General features: G+C 61.9%; 16 protein-coding genes. 11 read left to right on the top strand and 5 right to left on the bottom strand.

The genetic code is table 11. The features are described from left to right. The first annotated feature begins 76 nt into the window (after nt 1-76). The 4 genes from ACQ4W6_RS03760 (at nt 77) to ACQ4W6_RS03745 (ending at nt 4,455) form a co-directional block, all read left to right on the top strand. Nucleotides 77-601: a phasin family protein gene (locus tag ACQ4W6_RS03760; RefSeq protein ID WP_436565849.1), complete on the top strand. Its 525-nt coding sequence runs from the start codon at nt 77-79 to the stop codon at nt 599-601. A 221-nt stretch (nt 602-822) separates the two neighbouring features. Then, entirely contained in the window at nt 823-2,001 is a 1,179-nt protein-coding gene (locus tag ACQ4W6_RS03755) for an acetyl-CoA C-acetyltransferase (RefSeq protein ID WP_436565848.1), read from the top strand. 142 nt (nt 2,002-2,143) lie between these two features. After that, nucleotides 2,144-2,884, top strand: coding sequence for an acetoacetyl-CoA reductase (phbB, locus tag ACQ4W6_RS03750; RefSeq protein WP_436565847.1), 741 nt, complete (start codon nt 2,144-2,146; stop codon nt 2,882-2,884). A 113-nt stretch (nt 2,885-2,997) separates the two neighbouring features. Further along, nucleotides 2,998-4,455 carry a tetratricopeptide repeat protein gene (locus ACQ4W6_RS03745; protein WP_436565846.1) on the top strand — a complete coding sequence of 486 codons (1,458 nt, stop codon included), beginning with the start codon at nt 2,998-3,000 and terminating at the stop codon, nt 4,453-4,455. Here the strand turns inward: ACQ4W6_RS03745 and ACQ4W6_RS03740 are convergent. Beyond that, nucleotides 4,392-5,012 carry a LysE family translocator gene (locus tag ACQ4W6_RS03740; protein WP_436565845.1) on the bottom strand — a complete coding sequence of 207 codons (621 nt, stop codon included), beginning with the start codon at nt 5,010-5,012 and terminating at the stop codon, nt 4,392-4,394. The two genes, ACQ4W6_RS03745 and ACQ4W6_RS03740, sit on opposite strands and share 64 nt — an antisense overlap. A 165-nt stretch (nt 5,013-5,177) precedes the next feature. On the opposite strand from ACQ4W6_RS03740, the gene ACQ4W6_RS03735 reads away from it, so the two are divergent. The 4 genes from ACQ4W6_RS03735 (at nt 5,178) to ACQ4W6_RS03720 (ending at nt 7,749) form a co-directional block, all read left to right on the top strand. Next, the gene (locus tag ACQ4W6_RS03735; RefSeq protein WP_436565844.1) at nt 5,178-5,660 is read left to right on the top strand and encodes an Lrp/AsnC family transcriptional regulator; all 483 of its coding nucleotides are present in this window, start codon (nt 5,178-5,180) and stop codon (nt 5,658-5,660) included. Between the two features lie 77 nt (nt 5,661-5,737). Beyond that, nucleotides 5,738-6,694 carry a prolyl aminopeptidase gene (gene pip, locus ACQ4W6_RS03730; RefSeq protein WP_436565843.1) on the top strand — a complete coding sequence of 319 codons (957 nt, stop codon included), beginning with the start codon at nt 5,738-5,740 and terminating at the stop codon, nt 6,692-6,694. Between the two features lie 112 nt (nt 6,695-6,806). Further along, complete coding sequence (locus ACQ4W6_RS03725; RefSeq protein WP_436565842.1) at nt 6,807-7,247, top strand: DUF2721 domain-containing protein; 441 nt, start codon at nt 6,807-6,809, stop codon at nt 7,245-7,247. A gap of 46 nt (nt 7,248-7,293) precedes the next feature. Next, the gene (locus tag ACQ4W6_RS03720; protein ID WP_436565841.1) at nt 7,294-7,749 is read left to right on the top strand and encodes a hypothetical protein; all 456 of its coding nucleotides are present in this window, start codon (nt 7,294-7,296) and stop codon (nt 7,747-7,749) included. A gap of 27 nt (nt 7,750-7,776) precedes the next feature. Here the strand turns inward: ACQ4W6_RS03720 and ACQ4W6_RS03715 are convergent, their stop codons facing one another. Then, nucleotides 7,777-8,370 (bottom strand): SRPBCC family protein, encoded by a 594-nt coding sequence (locus tag ACQ4W6_RS03715; protein WP_436565840.1) that lies wholly within the window; start codon nt 8,368-8,370, stop codon nt 7,777-7,779. Between the two features lie 170 nt (nt 8,371-8,540). Here ACQ4W6_RS03715 and ACQ4W6_RS03710 point away from each other — a divergent pair, with 170 nt between their 5' ends. Next, nucleotides 8,541-10,586 (top strand): oxidoreductase, encoded by a 2,046-nt coding sequence (locus ACQ4W6_RS03710; RefSeq protein WP_436565839.1) that lies wholly within the window; start codon nt 8,541-8,543, stop codon nt 10,584-10,586. Between the two features lie 60 nt (nt 10,587-10,646). Here ACQ4W6_RS03710 and ACQ4W6_RS03705 read toward each other — a convergent pair whose 3' ends face one another. The 3 genes from ACQ4W6_RS03705 to ACQ4W6_RS03695 all read right to left on the bottom strand — a co-directional run bounded on the left by ACQ4W6_RS03705 (nt 10,647) and on the right by ACQ4W6_RS03695 (nt 15,321). After that, nucleotides 10,647-12,359 (bottom strand): cation:proton antiporter domain-containing protein, encoded by a 1,713-nt coding sequence (locus ACQ4W6_RS03705; protein WP_436565838.1) that lies wholly within the window; start codon nt 12,357-12,359, stop codon nt 10,647-10,649. Between the two features lie 210 nt (nt 12,360-12,569). Beyond that, nucleotides 12,570-13,691 (bottom strand): beta-ketoacyl-ACP synthase III, encoded by a 1,122-nt coding sequence (locus tag ACQ4W6_RS03700; protein WP_436565837.1) that lies wholly within the window; start codon nt 13,689-13,691, stop codon nt 12,570-12,572. 187 nt (nt 13,692-13,878) lie between these two features. After that, nucleotides 13,879-15,321 carry a S41 family peptidase gene (locus ACQ4W6_RS03695; RefSeq protein WP_436565836.1) on the bottom strand — a complete coding sequence of 481 codons (1,443 nt, stop codon included), beginning with the start codon at nt 15,319-15,321 and terminating at the stop codon, nt 13,879-13,881. A gap of 324 nt (nt 15,322-15,645) precedes the next feature. Here ACQ4W6_RS03695 and ACQ4W6_RS03690 point away from each other — a divergent pair, with 324 nt between their 5' ends. Continuing rightward, the gene (locus tag ACQ4W6_RS03690; protein ID WP_436565835.1) at nt 15,646-16,224 is read left to right on the top strand and encodes a hypothetical protein; all 579 of its coding nucleotides are present in this window, start codon (nt 15,646-15,648) and stop codon (nt 16,222-16,224) included. Between the two features lie 367 nt (nt 16,225-16,591). After that, nucleotides 16,592-18,667: a M13 family metallopeptidase gene (locus ACQ4W6_RS03685; RefSeq protein WP_436565834.1), complete on the top strand. Its 2,076-nt coding sequence runs from the start codon at nt 16,592-16,594 to the stop codon at nt 18,665-18,667. Nucleotides 18,668-18,810: the final 143 nt, after the last annotated feature.

The following is an 18,810-nucleotide window of genomic DNA, read 5'->3' as shown; positions in this document are numbered from 1 at the left end:
GAAGCAAAGCAACAGCAAAGCTTGAGATATATCAAGGTTTAGCAATGAACTGCCGCTTACAGTTGAGTACTGTGCGGTGCAACATGGCACCGCCGTTAATCTGGAGAGGAACGACATGTTTGCATTTTCCCAGCAATGGACACTGGCCGGCAAAGCCGTGGTCGATGCGCAGCTGATCAGCGCGCAAGCGACTGCCCAGGCCATCTTCGACAGCGGTGCCAGCGTGGTCGATTTGCAGCTTGAAGCGGTCCGCACGGCGCTGGCCGCCGCTACGGTAGCGGGCAATCAGTTGCTGTCGGTGAAAGACCCGCAAGCGCTGCTGCAGCTGTCGCGCGCGCAGCCGCATTTGGCCATCGAATGCATCGGGGCATATGCTCGCCAGGCAAAGAATGTTGCGCAAGAAACCCAGGAGAAATTCGATACTGTGACAAAGGGTGAGTTTGCTGCATCGCGTCAAAAACTGCATGCGCTGTTGCAGGTGTTCAAACAAACACCGCTACCCCTGACTATTGCCCTCAATAATTTGCTAAAAACCACTTTCGGCGGTGCCGATGAGGGGTATGATAAAAATAAAAGTACGCGTCCAGCAAGCCAGGCGTAAGCGCCTTGCGGTCCTGGCAGCGGCTATCCGCCGCGCCAGGCCGCCCGCCACCATCGCAGGGCCGGCTGCCATCCTTGCCCCCTGCCGTGCGGCGCTGGAACTGTGGCGCATGCCACGCTAGAATGAAACACAGCCTGCTGTGTCTTCCCGGATTCATTGGATGCATTGGATTCATTAACACCTTGACCTTGGCCTTTGTGGCCAGCATATCGGAGAAATAAATGGATGATGTCGTAATCGTGGCCGCCGGCCGTACCGCAGTCGGCAAATTTGGTGGCAGCCTGGCCAAGATTGCTGCGTCCGAACTGGGCGCGCACGTAATCAAGGGCTTGCTGGCACAAACCGGCATCGACCCCAACCTGATCGGCGAAGCGATCCTGGGCCAGGTGCTGACGGCTGCCGTCGGCCAGAACGCCGCGCGCCAGGCTGTCATCAAGGCTGGCCTGCCGAGCAGCATCCCGGCCTTTACCATCAACAAAGTGTGCGGTAGCGGCCTGAAGGCTACGCATCTGGCGGCGCAAGCGATCAAGTGCGGCGACGCCAACATCATCATCGCCGGCGGCCAGGAAAACATGAGCGCCTCGCCGCACGCGATGAACGGCTCGCGCGACGGTTTCCGCATGGGCGACTTCAAGATGATCGACACCATGATCGTCGATGGCCTGTGGGACGTGTACAACCAGTACCACATGGGCATCACGGCAGAAAACGTGGCCAAGAAATACGAAGTGACGCGCGCCGAGCAAGATGAGTTCGCGCTGCAGTCGCAACTGAAGGCGGAAGCGGCACAAAAAGCGGGCAAGTTCAAGGATGAAATCCTGCCGCTGGAAATCGCGAATAAAAAAGGCACGGTCGTCTTCGACAGCGACGAATACATCAAACCGGGCTCGACCCTGGAATCGCTGTCCAGCCTGCGTCCTGCGTTCGCCAAGGACGGTACCGTCACGGCCGGCAATGCTTCCGGCCTGAACGATGGCGCCGCCGCCGTCATCATGATGTCGGCCTCCGCCGCCAAGGAACTGGGTCTCAAGCCGCTGGCGCGCATCAAGGCTTACGCGTCGTCGGGCCTGGACCCGGCCGTCATGGGCATGGGCCCGGTCTCGGCTTCGCGCCTGTGCCTGAAAAAAGCCGGCTGGACGCATGAAGAGCTGGACTTGATGGAAATCAACGAAGCGTTTGCCGCGCAGGCGATTGCTGTCAACAAGGAAATGGGCTGGGATACCAGCAAGATCAACGTGAACGGCGGCGCCATTGCCATCGGCCACCCGATCGGCGCGTCCGGCGCACGCATCCTGGTCACCCTGATCCACGAAATGATACGCCGCGACGCCAAGAAAGGCCTGGCCGCGCTGTGCATCGGCGGTGGCATGGGGGTTGCTTTAGCGATTGAGCGGGATTAATCGCTAGCACCGAAGCCAAGCTGTCGCGCGCAGTTCGCGATGGCTTGGTGCGGTGTGGTTTGCCGTCGTAACTCGGCAGAACGGGACAACTTTCATTAAATAATTAACTTTTTAGCAATAAAACGACACTGAGGGGATGAAAATGGCAAGAGTTGCATTAGTAACTGGTGGCATGGGTGGTCTTGGCGAAGCGGTTTGTTTCAAACTGGCGGCGTTGGGCTATCGCGTGGTGACCACTTATTCCCCTGGCAATCCGAAGGTCGCGGAATGGCTGGCGACGACAAAGGACATGGGCTATGACTTCAAGGCGTTTCCGTGCGACGTGGCAGACTACGATTCGGCAGCTGCCTGCGTGGCCGCCGTGGAAAAGGAAATCGGTCCCGTTGACGTGCTGGTGAATAACGCCGGCATCACGCGCGACATGACGTTCAAGAAGATGGACAAGCCGAACTGGGACGCCGTGATGGGCACCAACCTCGATTCCGTTTTCAACATGACCAAGCCCGTCTGCGATGGCATGGTCGAACGCGGCTGGGGCCGTATCATCAATATCTCGTCCGTGAATGGCCAGAAGGGCGCTTTCGGCCAGACCAACTATTCGGCAGCGAAAGCCGGCATGCACGGTTTTACCAAGTCGCTGGCGCTGGAAGTGGCGCGCAAGAACGTCACCGTCAACACCATCTCGCCAGGCTACATCGGCACCAAGATGGTCATGGCGATTCCGCAGGAAGTGCTCGACAGCAAAATCATCCCGCAAATTCCGATGGCGCGCCTGGGCAAGCCGGAAGAAGTGGCTGGCCTGGTCGCGTACCTGGCCTCGGATGAAGCGGCGTTCGTTACGGGTGCCAACATCTCGATCAACGGCGGCCAGCACATGTCGTAATCGGTGTTGAGGTAAAACAAGAAGACAGCCGCGTGCTGTCTTTTTTTATGCTGGCGAGTAAAGCGATCGCGCCGCTTGCCTTAGAATCGGCGTTTTCCCTGCCACCTTCCCCCATGACTCTTGCTCCTGCCTTGCGCTACGCCAGCCTGGCCACCGTGCTTTTCCTGTCTGCCGCCGCCGAGGCCGCTGTCGCGTTGCACGTCACGGTGAGCACCGAGCGCGTGAACAAGCCCGGCGCAAAGACCAGCTTGCCCGCTACGCTCAGCGATGAGAGCGACATTGTGCTGGGCCCGCATTTCATCAGCATCGGCGATGGCAAGAGCATGACGGTGCTCGACTTTGCCACGCGCCGGCGCTACGTCATCGATACGGCGGCAGCGACCTATGCCAATTATTCGCTGTTCGATGCCGTCGGCTTGCGCGCCGTCGAGCTGCGACACCGGCAGGGCAGCGCCGGAGTGCATCAGGCGGGCGGCGTGGAACAGCATGCGGCGCCGCTAGTGTATGAAGAACAGGCGCTGTCGGTGCTGGCAGCCAAGCGGCGCGGCCCTTTGCTGCCGAATGTACTCGATGGCGCCGTGCTGTGGTCGCTGGACCAGCAGCCCCTGCTGCGTCTCGGTATCGCGGGCACGGCCGTCAGCGACGGCGACGCGCGGGCGTTTGCCCAGTATGTGCGCTATACCTGGGGCGGCCATCCGCTGGTGCTGGCCATGCTGGCAAGCGGCAAGCGTATTCCCGCCGAGTTCACCCTGCACTACCAGCAGGTGGGCGGCAGCGTCACGCGCCACTTCCGCGTCAGCCAGCTCAATATGGACGCGCCCGCCACCTATACGCTGGCGGCGTACCGGCCCCGTCCGCTGGACGCCAGTGCTCCCGTGCTGGAGCGGGTGCTGGTGCAGGCGGCGCGCTTGCCGCCGTTGGGGCCACAGGCGCATCCCGCCCTGCGCGCCGAGGCGGAGCGGCTTTTTGCGGAAAATCAACCATTCGACGCCTTCTTGAGCATGCTGGAAGACCATTTTTCCACCGGCGCGCTGGTCGACAAGCTGTCGCGCGAGCAACAGCTGGCCATGCAGCAATGCGAGCCGATCCGCCTATTGACGCGCGCGCTGCTGGCCAAGGATCGGGAGGGTATCGCGGCCGCGCTGGCCACGGTGCAGGGCATGCGCCAGCAAAGCGGGATGCAGCAACCCGTATTGGCCTTGTTCGAGGGACATCTGCGCGCCAAGCTTGGGCAGTGGCCGCAAGCGACGGCGCTGTATCTGCAAGTGCTGCAAGCCAAGCCGCACATGGCCGCCGTGTACCAGGACCTGGGCGACGCCCTGTATGCGCAATTTGATGCGCCCAACGCCTGGCGCAGCTGGGATGCGGGGCGGGCGCTGGCGCCGACGCTGCGGCAATTTCGCAAGGTCAATGCGCTGGAACAGGGATTGCTGAAGGATTACCCCGCCTTCTTTGCCGACGCGGCGACAGTGCAGCCGTCAGATCAGCTGGCAGATCAACTGACTGATCAGCTCAGCACCAGCCGCCCCGCCAGCAAGACGAAGACGCCGGGCAGCACGAACTTGCCGTAAGGCGAGGGCTTGCCGCGCAGGCGGCGCGCCAGGCGCGCGGCCAGCACGGCATAGGCGGCGTCGAACAGCAGGCCGACCAGCACCAGGACGGTGCCCAGGCGCAGGTATTGCATGCCGACACTTTCGCTGCTGACGACGAATTGCGGCAGGAACATGCTGCAAAACAGCAGTGCCTTCGGATTGAGCAGGTTGGTCAGGAAGCCGCGCACCAGGCTGGCGCGGGCGCTGTGCGCCGTGGCCGGGGCCTGCGCCTCGGGCGTCGTGTTTTTGGAGAATGCCGACTGCAGCAGGCGCGCCGCCAGGTACAGCAGGTAGGCGGCGCCCGCCCATTTGACCCAACGCAAGGCTTGCGGATGCGTCACCATCAGCGCCGCCAGGCCAGCGCCCGACAGCGCCACATGCACGGCGCGCGCGCCGGCGATGCCCAGCGCCGTCACCAGCGCCGTGCTCACGCCGCGTGCCGCGCCCGTGGCCAGCACCAGGGCCATATCGGGACCTGGTAATAAAAAGGCGCCAGCCAGTGCCAGCAGGTACATCAGGAAGGTAGAATCGGACATGGCGCGGCCAGGTAGCTGGCAAAAAGTGAGGGCGGGAACAATGGCACGCTGCCGCATGCTCGCTGTTCCCCATTATGTTCTTGCCTTGGTGAAATGTGCTTGCTTTTCCTGCCCTGTATGTCTTAGTATTCGGGTAGATTCCACTCGTATAAAAACAAAAATTAGATGAAAATTTCAGAAGTAAGCCTCGACGCCACCGATTTACAGATTCTCCGGCTGTTGCAGGATGAGGGACGGCTGTCCAATGCGCGCCTGGCCGAGCGCTTGAAATTGAGCGAAACGCCCGTCTGGCGCCGCCTGCGCCGCTTGGAAGAAGAAGGATTTATCACCGGCTACCAGGCTTTGCTCAACCGCAAGAAGCTGGGCATCGGCCTGGTGGCGTTCGTGCGCGTGGTGTTTGCCAACCACGGCGGCGAGCAGCCGTCGCAGTTCGAGCAGGCGATCGCCACGATTCCCGAGATTTTGTCCTGCCACAATGTGGCGGGCGAAGCCGATTATTTCCTGCAAGTGGTGGCGCGCGACCTGGAAGCGTATGGCGAATTCGTCTCGACCGTGCTGCGCCGCCTGCCCGGCGTGGCGGAAATCCAGTCCAGCCTGTCGATGCGCGAGATCAAGTCGTCGAACCGCCTGCCCTTGCCGCTTTCCTGAGTCGCCGGGGCCGCACTATAATTGAAACAGTTGCCAGGCGCGTCATGCCTGGCCCCCTGACTGTTTAGAGGACCGCCATGCCAGATTCCCTGTCGCCCCTGTTTCCCGCCCTGTCGCCGACCCGGCACGGCATGCTGGCGGTCGATGACGTCCACACCATCTATTGGGAAGAGTGCGGCAATCCCGACGGCATTCCCGTGCTGTTCCTGCATGGCGGCCCCGGTGCGGGTCTGTCACCGCAGCACCGCCGCTTTTTTGACCCGCAGCGCTACCGCGTGATCCTGTTCGACCAGCGCGGCGCCGGCAAGTCCACGCCGCTGGGCGAATGGCGCAACAACACGACGCAGCTGCTGATTGCCGATATCGAGCAATTGCGCGCCCAGTTCGGCATCGCGCAATGGCTGGTGTTTGGCGGTTCGTGGGGCTCGACGCTGGCGCTGGCGTATGGCCAGGCGCATCCCGGGGCTTGCCTGGGTTTCGTGCTGCGCGGCATCTTTTTGTGCACGCAGGCGGAAATCGACTGGTTCATCGAGGGCGTGCGCTGGTTTTATCCGGAACTGTACGAGCAATTCGCCGCGCCGATTCCCGTGGAAGAGCGGGGCGACTTGCTGGCGGCCTACGTGACACGCATCCTCAGCAGTGACCCGGCCGTATACTGGCCGGCCGCGCGCGCCTGGAGCCGCTTCGAGGGCCGGCGCGTGTACCTGATGCCGCAACCAGAAGATGCGCCGAACGACGCGCTCGACCTGGGCGTGGGCCGGCTCGAATCGCATTACATGGCCAACCTGGGCTTCATGGACGAAGACCAGCTGATCCGCGACATGGAGCGCATCGCGCATTTGCCGGCCGTCATCGTACAGGGGCGCTACGACGCCATTTGCCCGCCGCTGTCGGCCTACCGCTTGCACCAGGCTTGGCCCGGCGCGCAGCTGGAAATGATCCCCGACGCGGGCCATGGCGCACTGGAACATGGCATCGCCTCGGCGCTGGTGCGCGCCACCGAGCGTTTCGTGCCGGGGCGCGGCTTCGCATGATGGCTAAACATGCCTGGCGGCAAAGCGGCCGGTCGGCATGCACTACCTGCTACACTATGGCCTGTGCTTGCGCCGCAGTCGGGCGCCGGTGTGAACCCACGACTTTTTATCCATGAATATACAGATCGGCGACATCGGCCATATCATTCAACTGGCGATCGCGCCGGTTTTCCTGCTGACAGGTATCGGCACCATGCTGGTGGTGCTGACCAACCGCCTGGGCCGTATCATCGACCGCACGCGCACGCTGGAAGACCGGCTCGACATCGGCTACAACGATTTCTATATGGATGAGTTGGATACCTTGTATCAGCGTACCCATCTGATCAATATTTCGATTTCCCTCAGCACGGCCTGTGGTTTCTTCGTCTGCGTCATCATCGCCATGCTGTTTTTGGGCGATATCATGAACCTGACCCTGGATAAATACATTGCCGTGTTTTTCGTGCTGGCCGTGGTTTGCCTGATCGGCTGCTTCACCTATTTGCTGCGCGAGATTTACCTGGCCGCGACGGCCCAGCGCATCCGGCGCCATATCCGCCCGTCACGTTAGGCGGCGGGCCGCGCCGGTTTTACCTATCATTAAGAACGAGTCTAGCATGCACGATTACAAACGCCCTCCCACCCTGCACCGCTACGGCCAGCGCAGCGAACTCGAACTGGCGCTGAGCCTGGGCCAGTTCCGCCTGATGCCGGCGGGCAATTGCCTGACCCTCAGCTTTTCGCAGGCATGGGACAAGAAACTGTTCGATTTGTTCGCCCCGGCCGACGCCTGCTTGATCATCCACAATACGGAAGAATTCGGCGAACGCCTGCACCGCGCCGTGCAGCGCACTCTGCCCAGTTGGGCAGGCATCGACGGCGTCGTCGAATATGGCCAGCGCGCCGCTCTGGGCGCCACCTTCACCAAGACGCGCGCCGAAGCTCCTGAGCAGGAATGGCTATTCGCCTGGCGTTCGATGCAGCCACAGGCCAGCCTGAACCCTGTCACGGTGAAATTGGGCAACCTGGAAAATTTCGCGGAGATTCGCGACCGCGATACGTATCTGGCGTAAGTCCTGGCCTGATTCTTAGCTTGATTCTTAGCTGGATTTTTCGGCGTGCTGGCTGTCGATGCGCGCCAGCACGGCCGCCATCATGCGTTCGATATCGCCGCGTATCATGGCCATGCCCAGCATGCCGGGAACATAGAAACCCGGTATGAGCCGGCTGCTGAAGACGATGCGCGTGCCGCCCGTCTCGGGCACCGGATACAGATTCCAGCGCGATTCATAGTGGCGCATGTCGCCGGAAATGAGGGCGATGTCGATCGCCGTCTGCGGCGTTTCCATGGCCCGCACCACCAGGTGGATAGGGTGGTTGATGAACAGGAAGCGCGCCATGCCCTGCTGCTCGATGATGACTTCATTGCCATTGCGCGACAGCACGCGGCAGGAATTCAGGTCGGGCACGAATTCACTCATGCGCTCGTACGTCGTCAAGGTCTTCCAGACGGACGCCGGCGGCGCCAGCACGCTGCCGCTGGCATCGACTTCATACATGCGCTGCCCGTCGACCTCGATGCGCTTGACGTCGACCTTGAGCTTGTCCAGGCGGGGCGTTTGCGCCTGCGCCGAGGCGGGGACCGGGGTGACAACGGTACACAGCACCAGCAGGCAAAGGAAGAGTCGCTTCATGCCACCTAGCCTACGGGAAAGTTGCGCCCGGCACAAGGTGCGCGCGCCACCGATGGCGCCGATGGCGCCGCTGGCGCCGTTTTAGAACTCCCGGTCTAGAGAAATACGCTGCGGCGGCAGGCAATGCTTGTTACCGTACGGCCTGCAACCCACCCTCTATCGGACCGACCATGACTTCCTATCCCCATTTGCTGGCCCCGCTCGACCTGGGCTTCACTACCTTGCGCAACCGCGTCATCATGGGCTCCATGCATACGGGCCTGGAAGACCGTTTCTATCATTATGGCAAGCTGGCCGCGTTTTACCGCGAGCGGGCGCGCGGCGGCGTGGGGCTGATCGTCACGGGCGGCATCTCGCCGAACCGCCAGGGCTGGCTGCTGCCGTTCGGCGGTACCTTGAATTTCCTCGGCGACGTGCCCAACCACCGCAAGGTGACGCGCGCAGTGCACGAAGAGGGCGGCAAGATCGTCATGCAGATCCTGCATGCGGGCCGCTATGGCTACCAGCCCTTCGTCGTTTCCGCTTCCGCCAAGAAGTCGCCGATTTCGCCTTTCCGCCCCCGTCCCTTGAGCGAACGGGGCATCGAGCGCACGATCTGCGACTACGTGCGCTGCGCGCGCCTGGCACAAAAAGCCGGCTACGATGGCATCGAGGTGATGGGTAGCGAAGGCTATCTGCTGAACCAGTTCCTGTGTGCGCGCACGAATGTGCGTCAGGACCGCTGGGGCGGCACGATCGAGAACCGCATGCGCTTGCCGGTGGAGATCGTGCGCCGCATCCGCGCCGCCGTGGGCCCCAACTTCATCATCATGTACCGCCATTCCCTGCTCGACCTGGTCGAGGGCGGCAATACCTGGGACGATGTGGTAACGGTGGCCAAGGCGCTGGAACAGGCCGGCGTGACGATTCTGAACACCGGTTTCGGCTGGCATGAGGCGCGCGTGCCCACCATCGTCACCTCGGTACCGCGCGCCGCCTTTGCCTCGGTGGCGGGCCGTTTGCGCCGCGAAGTGACGATTCCCGTGGTGGCCTCGAACCGCATCAACATGCCGCACGAGGCGAACGCCATCCTGGAACGGGGCGACTGCGACCTGGTGTCGATGGCGCGCCCCTTCCTGGCCGACCCGTTTTTTGTCGCCAAGGCGGCATCCGGGCGCACCGACGAGATCAATACCTGCATCGGCTGCAACCAGGCTTGCCTGGACCATACCTTTGCCAACCAGCGCGCCAGCTGCCTGGTCAACCCGCGCGCCTGCCATGAAACGGAACTCGTGTATGCGAAAAAGGCTGTCGCGCGCAAGGTGGCCGTCGTCGGCGCCGGACCGGCCGGCCTGTCGGCTGCCTGCGTGGCCGCCGAATGCGGGCACCAGGTGACCTTGTTTGATAGCAGCGACAGCGTGGGCGGCCAGTTCAAGGTGGCCATGCAGATTCCCGGCAAGGAAGAATTTACGGAAACCATCCGTTATTTTGCCCGCCGCCTGGCGTTGCTGAATGTCGGGCTGCGCCTGGGCCAGCGCGTGACGCGCGAGCAATTGCTGGCCGGCGGCTACGACGACGTCATTGTCGCCACCGGCATCAAGGTGCGCCTGCCGGCCATCCCCGGCATCGACCATCCGAAGGTGCTGTCTTACCTGGACGTGCTGCAAAGTAAGAAGCCCGTGGGTGGGCGCGTGGCCATCATCGGTGCGGGCGGCATCGGCTTTGACGTGGGCGAATACTTGCTGCACGACCCGGCGCACCCGCTGCCCCAGCCCGTGGCGACCTGGGCGGGCGAGTGGGGCGTGGACTTGAACGCGGCCACGGGCGGCGGCCTGGTGCCCCCCGTGGCGCCTGCGCCCGTGCGGCAGATTTTCCTGTTGCAGCGCAAGACGTCGAAGGTGGGCGCGGGCTTGGGCAAGACTTCGGGCTGGGTGCACCGCGCGGCGCTGGCGCGCAATGGCGTGGCCATGCTGGCCGGCGTGACGTACGACAAGATCGACGCGCAAGGCTTGCACATCACCGTGGGCGGACAGCAGCGCCTGCTGGCGGTGGACAACGTGGTCATTTGCGCCGGCCAGGATAGCTTGACGGAACTCATGCCGCCGCTGGACAAGGATGGCAAGCCGCTGGCTGCGGGCGGTCCGCGTTTCCATAAAATCGGCGGCGCGGCGCTGGCGGCTGAACTGGACGCCAAGCGGGCCATCCGCGAAGGGGCGGAACTGGCCGCCAGCCTGTAAAAAGAAAGCCTGCCGGCTGGGGCGCGGGCAGGCTTGCTGGAGAGGGACGGTGGCGCTGGCTTAGTGCGCGCCGTGCCCTTTCTTGGCAGCATCAAAACTCTGCAGCACGTGCTCGGCCATGCCATTCGCCAGCTCGTGTTCGCCAATGAAGACCTTGCCAGCGTTTTCCGCGCGTAGCAATTCCGCCTCTTCCTCGCTGTGCGTGCGCACCACCGTCATGATGGCGGGGTTGAGCGCGCGCGCCGTCTCGATCATGGCGCGCACGTGGAAGGTATCCGGCGTGGCGATGACGAGCATGGTGGCGTGCGTGATGTGGGCCTGGATCAGCACGGCCGGTTCGCCCGCATTGCCGGCCACGGCCGGAATGCCCTGCTTGCGCAGCTGGTCGACGATTTCGCGGTTTTCCTCGGCCACGACGAAGTGGATGCCCCGCTCCATCAGGGCGGCGGCGATGCGCCGGCCGACGCGGCCATAGCCCACCAGCACGACTTGTCCCGAGAGTTTTTCCTGCGGCACCGTCATTGGCAGCTCGGCCAGCGGGTCGGTGGTGCGTTCGAACTTGCGCGCGAAATCGCTGTTGCTCATCACGCGCAGCAGTGGCTTGGCCATGCTGAACACCAGGGGATTCAAGGCGATGGACAGGATGGCGCCGGCCAGGATCAGGCTTTGGCCTTCCTGCGGCATCAGGCCCAGCGACAGGCCCAGCGCAGCCAGGATGAACGAAAATTCACCGATCTGCGCCAGGCTGGCCGAGACGATGAGGGCAGTTTTTGGCGGATAGCGCAGGGCCATTACCAGCAAAAAGGCGGCGATCGACTTGCCGAAGATAATGATGGCGCACACGGCCAGCACTTGCAGCGGCTTTTCAACCAGGATGTTCGGCTCGAACAGCATGCCCACGGAGACGAAGAACAGCACGGCAAACGCGTCGCGCAGGGGCAGCGACTCTTCCGCGGCGCGGTGGCTCAGCTCGGACTCGCGCAGCACCATGCCGGCGAAGAAGGCGCCCAGCGCGAACGACACGCCGAACAGCTTGGTCGAACCGTAGGCGATGCCGACGGCGGCGGCGATCACGCACAAGGTAAACAGTTCGCGCGAACCGGTGCGCGCCACTTGCCACAAGATCCACGGGAACAGCTTGCGGCCCACCACCAGCATGAAGATGATGAAGCCGGCCACTTGCCCGAGGGTAATGGCCAGGGTTTGCCACAGGCTGACTGCTTCGGCGCCCGGCGCAACCTTGCCGCCCAGCGGGCCGGCGAAGGCCGGCAGCAGTACCAGCACCAGCACGGTGACCAGGTCTTCCACCACCAGCCAGCCGACGGCGATGCGGCCATTCAGGGAATCGAGGATGCCGCGTTCTTCCAGCGCGCGCAGCAGCACCACGGTACTGGCGACTGATAGCGCCAGGCCAAAGATCAGTCCGCCACCCAGGCTCCAGCCCCACCAGTGGGCCAGGCCCATGCCCATCGCCGTAGCGACGGCAATCTGCAGAACCGCGCCCGGCAGTGCGATCTTGCGCACGTCCCACAAATCTTCGATGGAAAAGTGCAGGCCGACGCCGAACATCATCAGCATCACCCCGATTTCCGCCAATTGCCCGGCGATTTCCGCATCCGCGACGAAACCGGGCGTGGCCGGTCCGATGATGATGCCGGCGGCCAGGTAACCGACTAATGCCGGCAGCTTCATGCGCGTGGCGATAAAGCCGAAGATGAGGCCGAAACCGAGGGCGGCGGCGATGGTGGTGATCAGACTGATGTCGTGGGGCATGCGTTTTGGGTTCCTTATGGGGACGTGCGGATAGAAAAAAGAGGCTGCTCAGCGACTGAGTATAAACGCAACAAAGCTGCGGCTGGAACTATCCTGCCGCTTTTTTGCAAAAAATGTGCGCTGCATCTTCGTCCAGGTGGCCGTGAACGCATGCCATCCACTTGGATCTACGCCTAATTCAAGGCATCAGGCGATTCTATCTTCTTGTGCTTAAACCTTGCGTACGACCACGCAGCCGATCGAATAGCCGGCGCCGAACGAGCAGATGACGCCCAGGCTGCCTGCAGCCATGTCATCTTGATATTTGTGGAAGGCAATGATCGAACCGGCCGACGAGGTATTCGCGTAGGTGTCGAGGATCACGGGCGCCTCGTTGGCCTCGGCGTCGCGGCCCAGGATCAGGCGCGCGATCAGCAAGTTCATGTTCAGGTTGGCCTGGTGCAGCCAGTAGCGGCTCACTTGCGCCACTTCCACGCCGGTCTTGGCCAGGGTCGCCTTGATCATCTCGGCAGCCATCGGGCACACTTCCTTGAAGACCTTGCGGCCTTGCTGGCGGAACAGTTTGTCGGCCTTGCCCATGCCGGACTCGTCAAAACGGTTCAGGAAGCCGAAATTGTTGCGGATGGCGTTCGAGAAGCGTGTTTTCAGTTCCGTGCCGACAATTTCAAATTGATGCGTAGATACGGCCGTGTCCTTGGCTTCGACGACGATGGCGGTGCAGGCATCGCCGAAAATGAAGTGGCTGTCGCGGTCGCGCCAGTTCAGGTGGCCGCTGGTAATTTCTGGATTCAAGACCAGCACGGCGCGCGCCTGGCCGCTTTGCACGGCGGCCACGGCTTGCTGAATGCCAAAGGTGGCCGACGAGCACGCCACGTTCATGTCAAAACCATAACCATCGATGCCCAGCGCATCTTGCACTTCCACCGCCATGGCCGGGTAGGCGCGCTGCAAATTGCTGCAGGCCACCAGTACCATGTCGATATCGGCCGGCGTGCGACCGGCGCGCGCCAGCGCCTCATGCGCGGCGGCCACCGCCATTTCCGCCTGCAGCGACAGTTCGTCATCGCCTCGCTCGGCAATGCGCGAGACCATGCGCGCCGGATCGAGGATGCCATCCTTTTCCATCACGAAGCGCGACTTGATGCCGGACGCCTTTTCGATGAAGGCCACGCTCGACAGGTCCAGCGCCGTCACCGCGCCTGCGGCGATCGCCTCGGCGTTATCGGCATTGAACTTTTCTGCGTAGGCATTGAAGCAGGCGACCAGCTCTTCGTTGGAGATCGAAAATGGCGGCGTGTACAGTCCGGTACCGCTGATGACGACTTGTTTCATGGTTAAGCTTTCAAATTTGGCAATCGGCGCGATGCCGATAAGTGAAGCAAATTTTACACAAACAGACTCGACTGTAGAGAGTTTCGTGTTGCGGGGGAGGGGATGTGTTGCAGCATGTGGATTTTTATCGCATGCAGACACTGCGTCCGAAGGGACGCAGTGCGATGGCCAGGAAATGACGCCAGTCTTACTTGTGCGACTCTTTCTTCACCTCGGCCTGCACCACCACCGGTTCCGCCTTGGCCAGTTGGACCGGCAAACCTTTCAAATGGTTCAGCGCCTGGGTCAATTGAAAATCGTCCTTGCTGCCAAATTCCAGCGGCTTGCGGGTTTTTTCCAGGGCGATGATGCGCAGCTGCTCTTCCATTTCGTCGTTGACGGGGGCAGCCTTGGTGCTTTCCTGGTCGCGGTCGTTGCTCAGGTGCTTGCTCAGGTCCGCTTCGCGGATGCGCAAGCCGTTCAAGCCGTCGCCATCGGCATTTTCATCGACCAGCAAGTCGGGCACGATGCCCCTGGCCTGGATCGAACGGCCATTCGGCGTGTAATAGCGAGCCGTGGTCAGCTTGACGGCCGTGTCGGCCGTCAGCTGGCGGATGGTTTGCACGGAACCCTTGCCGAAGGTTTGCGTGCCGATGATGGTGGCGCGCTTGTAGTCTTGCAGGGCGCCGGCAACGATTTCCGATGCCGAGGCCGAACCCGTGTTGACCAGCACCACCAGCGGCACTTTCTTGATGGCAGCGGGCAGTTTCGCCAGCGCATCGCCTTCCGAGCGGAAGGTATAGTACTCGGCGCGGCCGTAGAACACCTGTTTCGAGTCCGGCAACTGGCCGTTGGTCGAGACGATGGCGCTGTCCCTGGGCAAGAAGGCGGCCGAGACGCCGATGGCGCCTTGCAGCACGCCGCCCGGGTCATTGCGCAGGTCGAGCACCATGCCCTTGATATTCGGGTCTTGCTGGTAGAGCGCCGTGATCTGCGCGGCCATGTCGTCCACGGTCGGTTCCTGGAATTGCGACACGCGCAGCCAGGCGTAGCCCGGCTCGATCATTTTTGACTTGACGCTCTTTTGATGGATTTCCTCGCGCGTGATGACGAAGGACAACGGTTGCGGCTCATCCTTGCGGGCGATGGTCAAGGACACCTTGGTGCCCGGTTCGCCGCGCATGCGCTTGACGCTGTCGTCCAGGCTGACGCCTTTGACGGGCTGGCCATCCAGGCGGGTGATCAAGTCGCCTGCCTTGATGCCGGCGCGGTAGGCGGGCGAATCCTCGATGGGCGAGACGATCTTGATGTAGCCATCTTCGCTGAGGCCAATTTCAATACCCAGGCCGACAAACTTGCCTTCGGACCCTTCGCGCAGTTCGGCGTAGGCTTTCTTGTCCAGGTAGGCGGAATGGGGGTCGAGCGAGGCGACCATGCCGGAAATGGCTTCTTCCAGCAGTTTCTTGTCTTCCACCGGCTCGACGTAATCGGATTTGATCAGGCCAAACACATCGGCCAGCTGGCGCAATTCTTCCAGGGGCAGGGGCGGCTCGACCGTTTTTTGCGCCATCGCTGAAAATTGCAGCGAGACGGCGACGCCGGCCACCACGCCCAGGCCGATCAAGCCGGTATTTTTGAGTTTGCCCATCATTGCACCTTTGCAGCGGTAATATCTTGCACAAGCGCCAGTCCCCGTGGAGCGGCGCTTTCCTGAAAGTATAGACCTGAAACTCTGCCGGCGTGGACCGGCCGTGGAAAAAGCGTGCCAGGGCACAGTGTAGGCCTGAAAACGGACCATTCAGCTTGCCAAGTGTTGCGGTTTTGTATGCGATGTATAGTTAGTCTTGAGGGGAGTAAGCATTTGTAAGAGTCGAAAAAAAGCGTGTGCGGCGGGCCTATAGTGGATTCGCATTCTCGACCCGAAGTGGTTTTGCCTGCGTCTTTGGACGCAGGCTTTTTTTTATCCGGAGCCCCCATGACATCGTTGACCTTTTCCCCCGCCTTGCGCCGCCTCAGCCTGGCCTTGCTGGTCGGTACTACCGCCTTGACTGCCTCGGCCGTGCCAATCGCCGAGATGCGCCTGGAAGACTTGCTGCCCATGGCGCCCGATTTCAAGACGGAATTGAAACTCAACGCGAATCAGACCATCTTGTGGCAGCAGGTGGACGGAAAAACGCGCCAGTTATTGCGCGAACGCAAGGCGCGCCGCGAGCGCCTGCAAGCCAGCGTGACGCAGGGCTTGCAAGCGTCCCGGCTGGAATTGCGCGAACTGGTGGGCGGACTGGACAGTGAAAGCACGCTCAGCCTGGCCGAAGAAAAGCAGGTACGCGAATGGTGGCTGAGCGTCAACGACGCCCTCGATGAGAACCAGCGCCAGGCGGTGGCCCAGTTCATCGCCGGCCAGATGGCGCGCGTGATGGATGCGGCTGCACCGCACGGCGAGTCGCGCAGTACGCCGCCTGGCGAACACGGCGGGCGCAAGGGAGGCGGCAAGGGCGGCATGGGTATGAACGTGGGCAGTGGCGGCGCCAGCATGAATATGCCAGGAAACTAAGGCACAGGCGTAAAGTGTTGCATGCCTTGCCAGGGAATTGTTGTTCAATTGTTGTGCAAGTGTATCGTAAAGTAAAAAAATCTCCTGGCGCCACCCTGGCCTGGAGGCGATGGCGGCGCCAGGGACCGCCGTTTTTGGGAAAACATGCTCCCAAGGGCTGATATACCCCATGCCGGCTTGTACTGCCTGGTAACTTTCCAGGGCAACCAAGTGTTAACGGCCGCGGTGTCGCCGGGGCGGCAGGGATGGTCAAGCAATAGTTGCCGTGCTACATTCCTGAAGCGCCTGGCGCGGCGGACTCTTCATCTGAGGCACTCCGCCAGAGGCTACCCGCCCGATCTTTTTGACATGCCCATAAGGACAATCCGTGAATCGATATCTGTTAAGCAGTCTGACCCTGTCCCTGTTGGCTGCGTTTGCCAACGCCGCCGAGCCCGCGTCCGCCGCTGCCGCGCCTACCGTGGCGCCCAGCGCTGCGTCTGCCGCCGCTGGCATTGTTTCCGGCATCGAGGTGCAATACATCGACCCTGCCGTGCGCGTGCAAGATGATTTCTTCACCCATTTGAACGGCAAATGGCTGGCCACGGCCGAGATCCCGGCCGACAAATCGAGCTGGGGTTCGTTCGCCAAGCTGCGCGACGACACCACGCCGCAATTGCGCGGCATCATCGAAGCCACGCAACAGGACAAGAACAAGAAAGCCGGTTCCGAAGCACAAAAAATTGGCGACCTGTACGCCAGCTATATGGATGAAGCCAAGCTCGACGCGCTGGGCACGAAGCCGCTGGCCGGCGAACTGAACCGCATCCGCTCGCTGCGCGACAAGAAGGGCATACCGGCCCTGATCGCCCACCTGAGCCAGACCGGCGTCTCGACACCCTACGCCGTGTACGTGGGCCAGGATGCCCGTGCCTCGACCAAATATGCCGCGTATGTGAGCCAAAGCGGCCTGGGCATGCCCGACCGCGACTACTACCTGGAAGCCAAGCAGGCGGGCGTGAAGGAAAAATACCAGGCGCACGTGGAAAAAATGCTGGCCATGGCTGGCGACAAGAACGCTGCCGCACGCGCCAAGGCCGTTGTTGCCCTGGAAACGGCACTGGCCGAAGTGCAATGGACCAAGGTCGAGAACCGCGACCCCGTGAAGCGCTACAACAAGACCGATATTGCCAAGCTGAATGAGCTGACCCCGGGCTACGACCTGAAATCGGGCCTCGCTGCCCAGGGCATCGCCAACAAGGTCGATTACGTCATCGTCAACCAGCCGAGCTACCTGGCTGGCTACAACAAGGTGCTGGCCTCTACCGACCTGGACACGCTGAAAGCGTATTTCGAATGGCAGTTGCTGCGCAGCTATGCCAGCTACCTGTCGAAAAACTTCGTCGATGAAAGCTTTGCCTTCTACGGCACGGTGCTGAGCGGCGTGACGCAGAATCAACCGCGCTGGAAGCGTGGCGTGGGCGCCGTCGACGGCGTGCTGGGCGAAGCAGTGGGCAAACTGTACGTGGCGCAATATTTCCCGCCTGAGCGCAAGACGCACATGCAGGAATTGGTGAAAAACGTGCTGGCCGCCTACAAGGACAGCATCGACACCTTGGATTGGATGAGCCTTGACACCAAGCAGGAAGCGCAAGCCAAGCTGGCCAAGTTCACGCCGAAGATCGCGTATCCGAACCAATGGCGCGATTACTCGAAGTTGCAGATCGTGCAGGGCGACCTGGTGGGCAACATGATGCGTGCAGCCAACTTTGGCTCGGCGCGCCAGGTGGCCAAGCTGGGTAAACCGATCGACCGCGAAGAGTGGGGCATGACGCCGCAAACGGTGAACGCCTATTACAGCTCGACGATGAATGAAATCGTCTTCCCTGCCTCGATCCTGCAGCCGCCGTTCTTCGATGCCAACGCGGACGACGCCGTCAACTATGGCGCCATCGGCGCCGTCATCGGCCACGAAATCAGCCATGGTTTCGACGACAAGGGCAGCCAGTCCGATGGCGACGGCAACCTGCGCGACTGGTGGACCCCGGCCGACCGCAAGAACTTCGCCGCCAAGGCCGACGCGCTGACCAGGCAATACGACGGCTACAGCCCGTTGCCGGGCTACAACGTCAACGGCGCGCTGACCCTGGGCGAAAACATCGCCGACAACTCGGGCGTGGCGATCGCGTATAAAGCGTACAAGATTTCGCTGGGCGGCAAGCCGGCGCCCGTGCTCGACGGTTTGACGGGCGACCAGCGCTTCTACATGGGCTTTGGTCAGGTGTGGCGCAGCAAGATGCGCGAAGCGCAGCAAATCGTGCAAATCAAGACTGACCCACATTCGCCGGGCCAATACCGCGCCAACGGCACCATGGTCAACCAGCCTGGTTTCTATGAAGCGTTTGGCGTGAAACCGGGCGACAAGATGTATGTCGCCCCGGAAAACCGCGTCATCATCTGGTAATCGGATGAGCGTCGTCGCGAAAAACGTACTACTGTAACAACATGGAAGGCCACCTCGCGTGGTCTTTCTTGCATTCTGGCCAAAGTTTTTTCTGTCATTTCGGCCCGTATGCTACAGTCAAAAACCGGGCCAGAAGCCTTGGG

The sequence above is a fragment of the Janthinobacterium woesei genome, assembly GCF_051380875.1.
Taxonomy (GTDB): domain Bacteria; phylum Pseudomonadota; class Gammaproteobacteria; order Burkholderiales; family Burkholderiaceae_D; genus Janthinobacterium.
The sequence above is the reverse complement of the archived record's forward strand: the minus strand, read 5'-3'. Positions and strand labels throughout refer to the sequence as shown.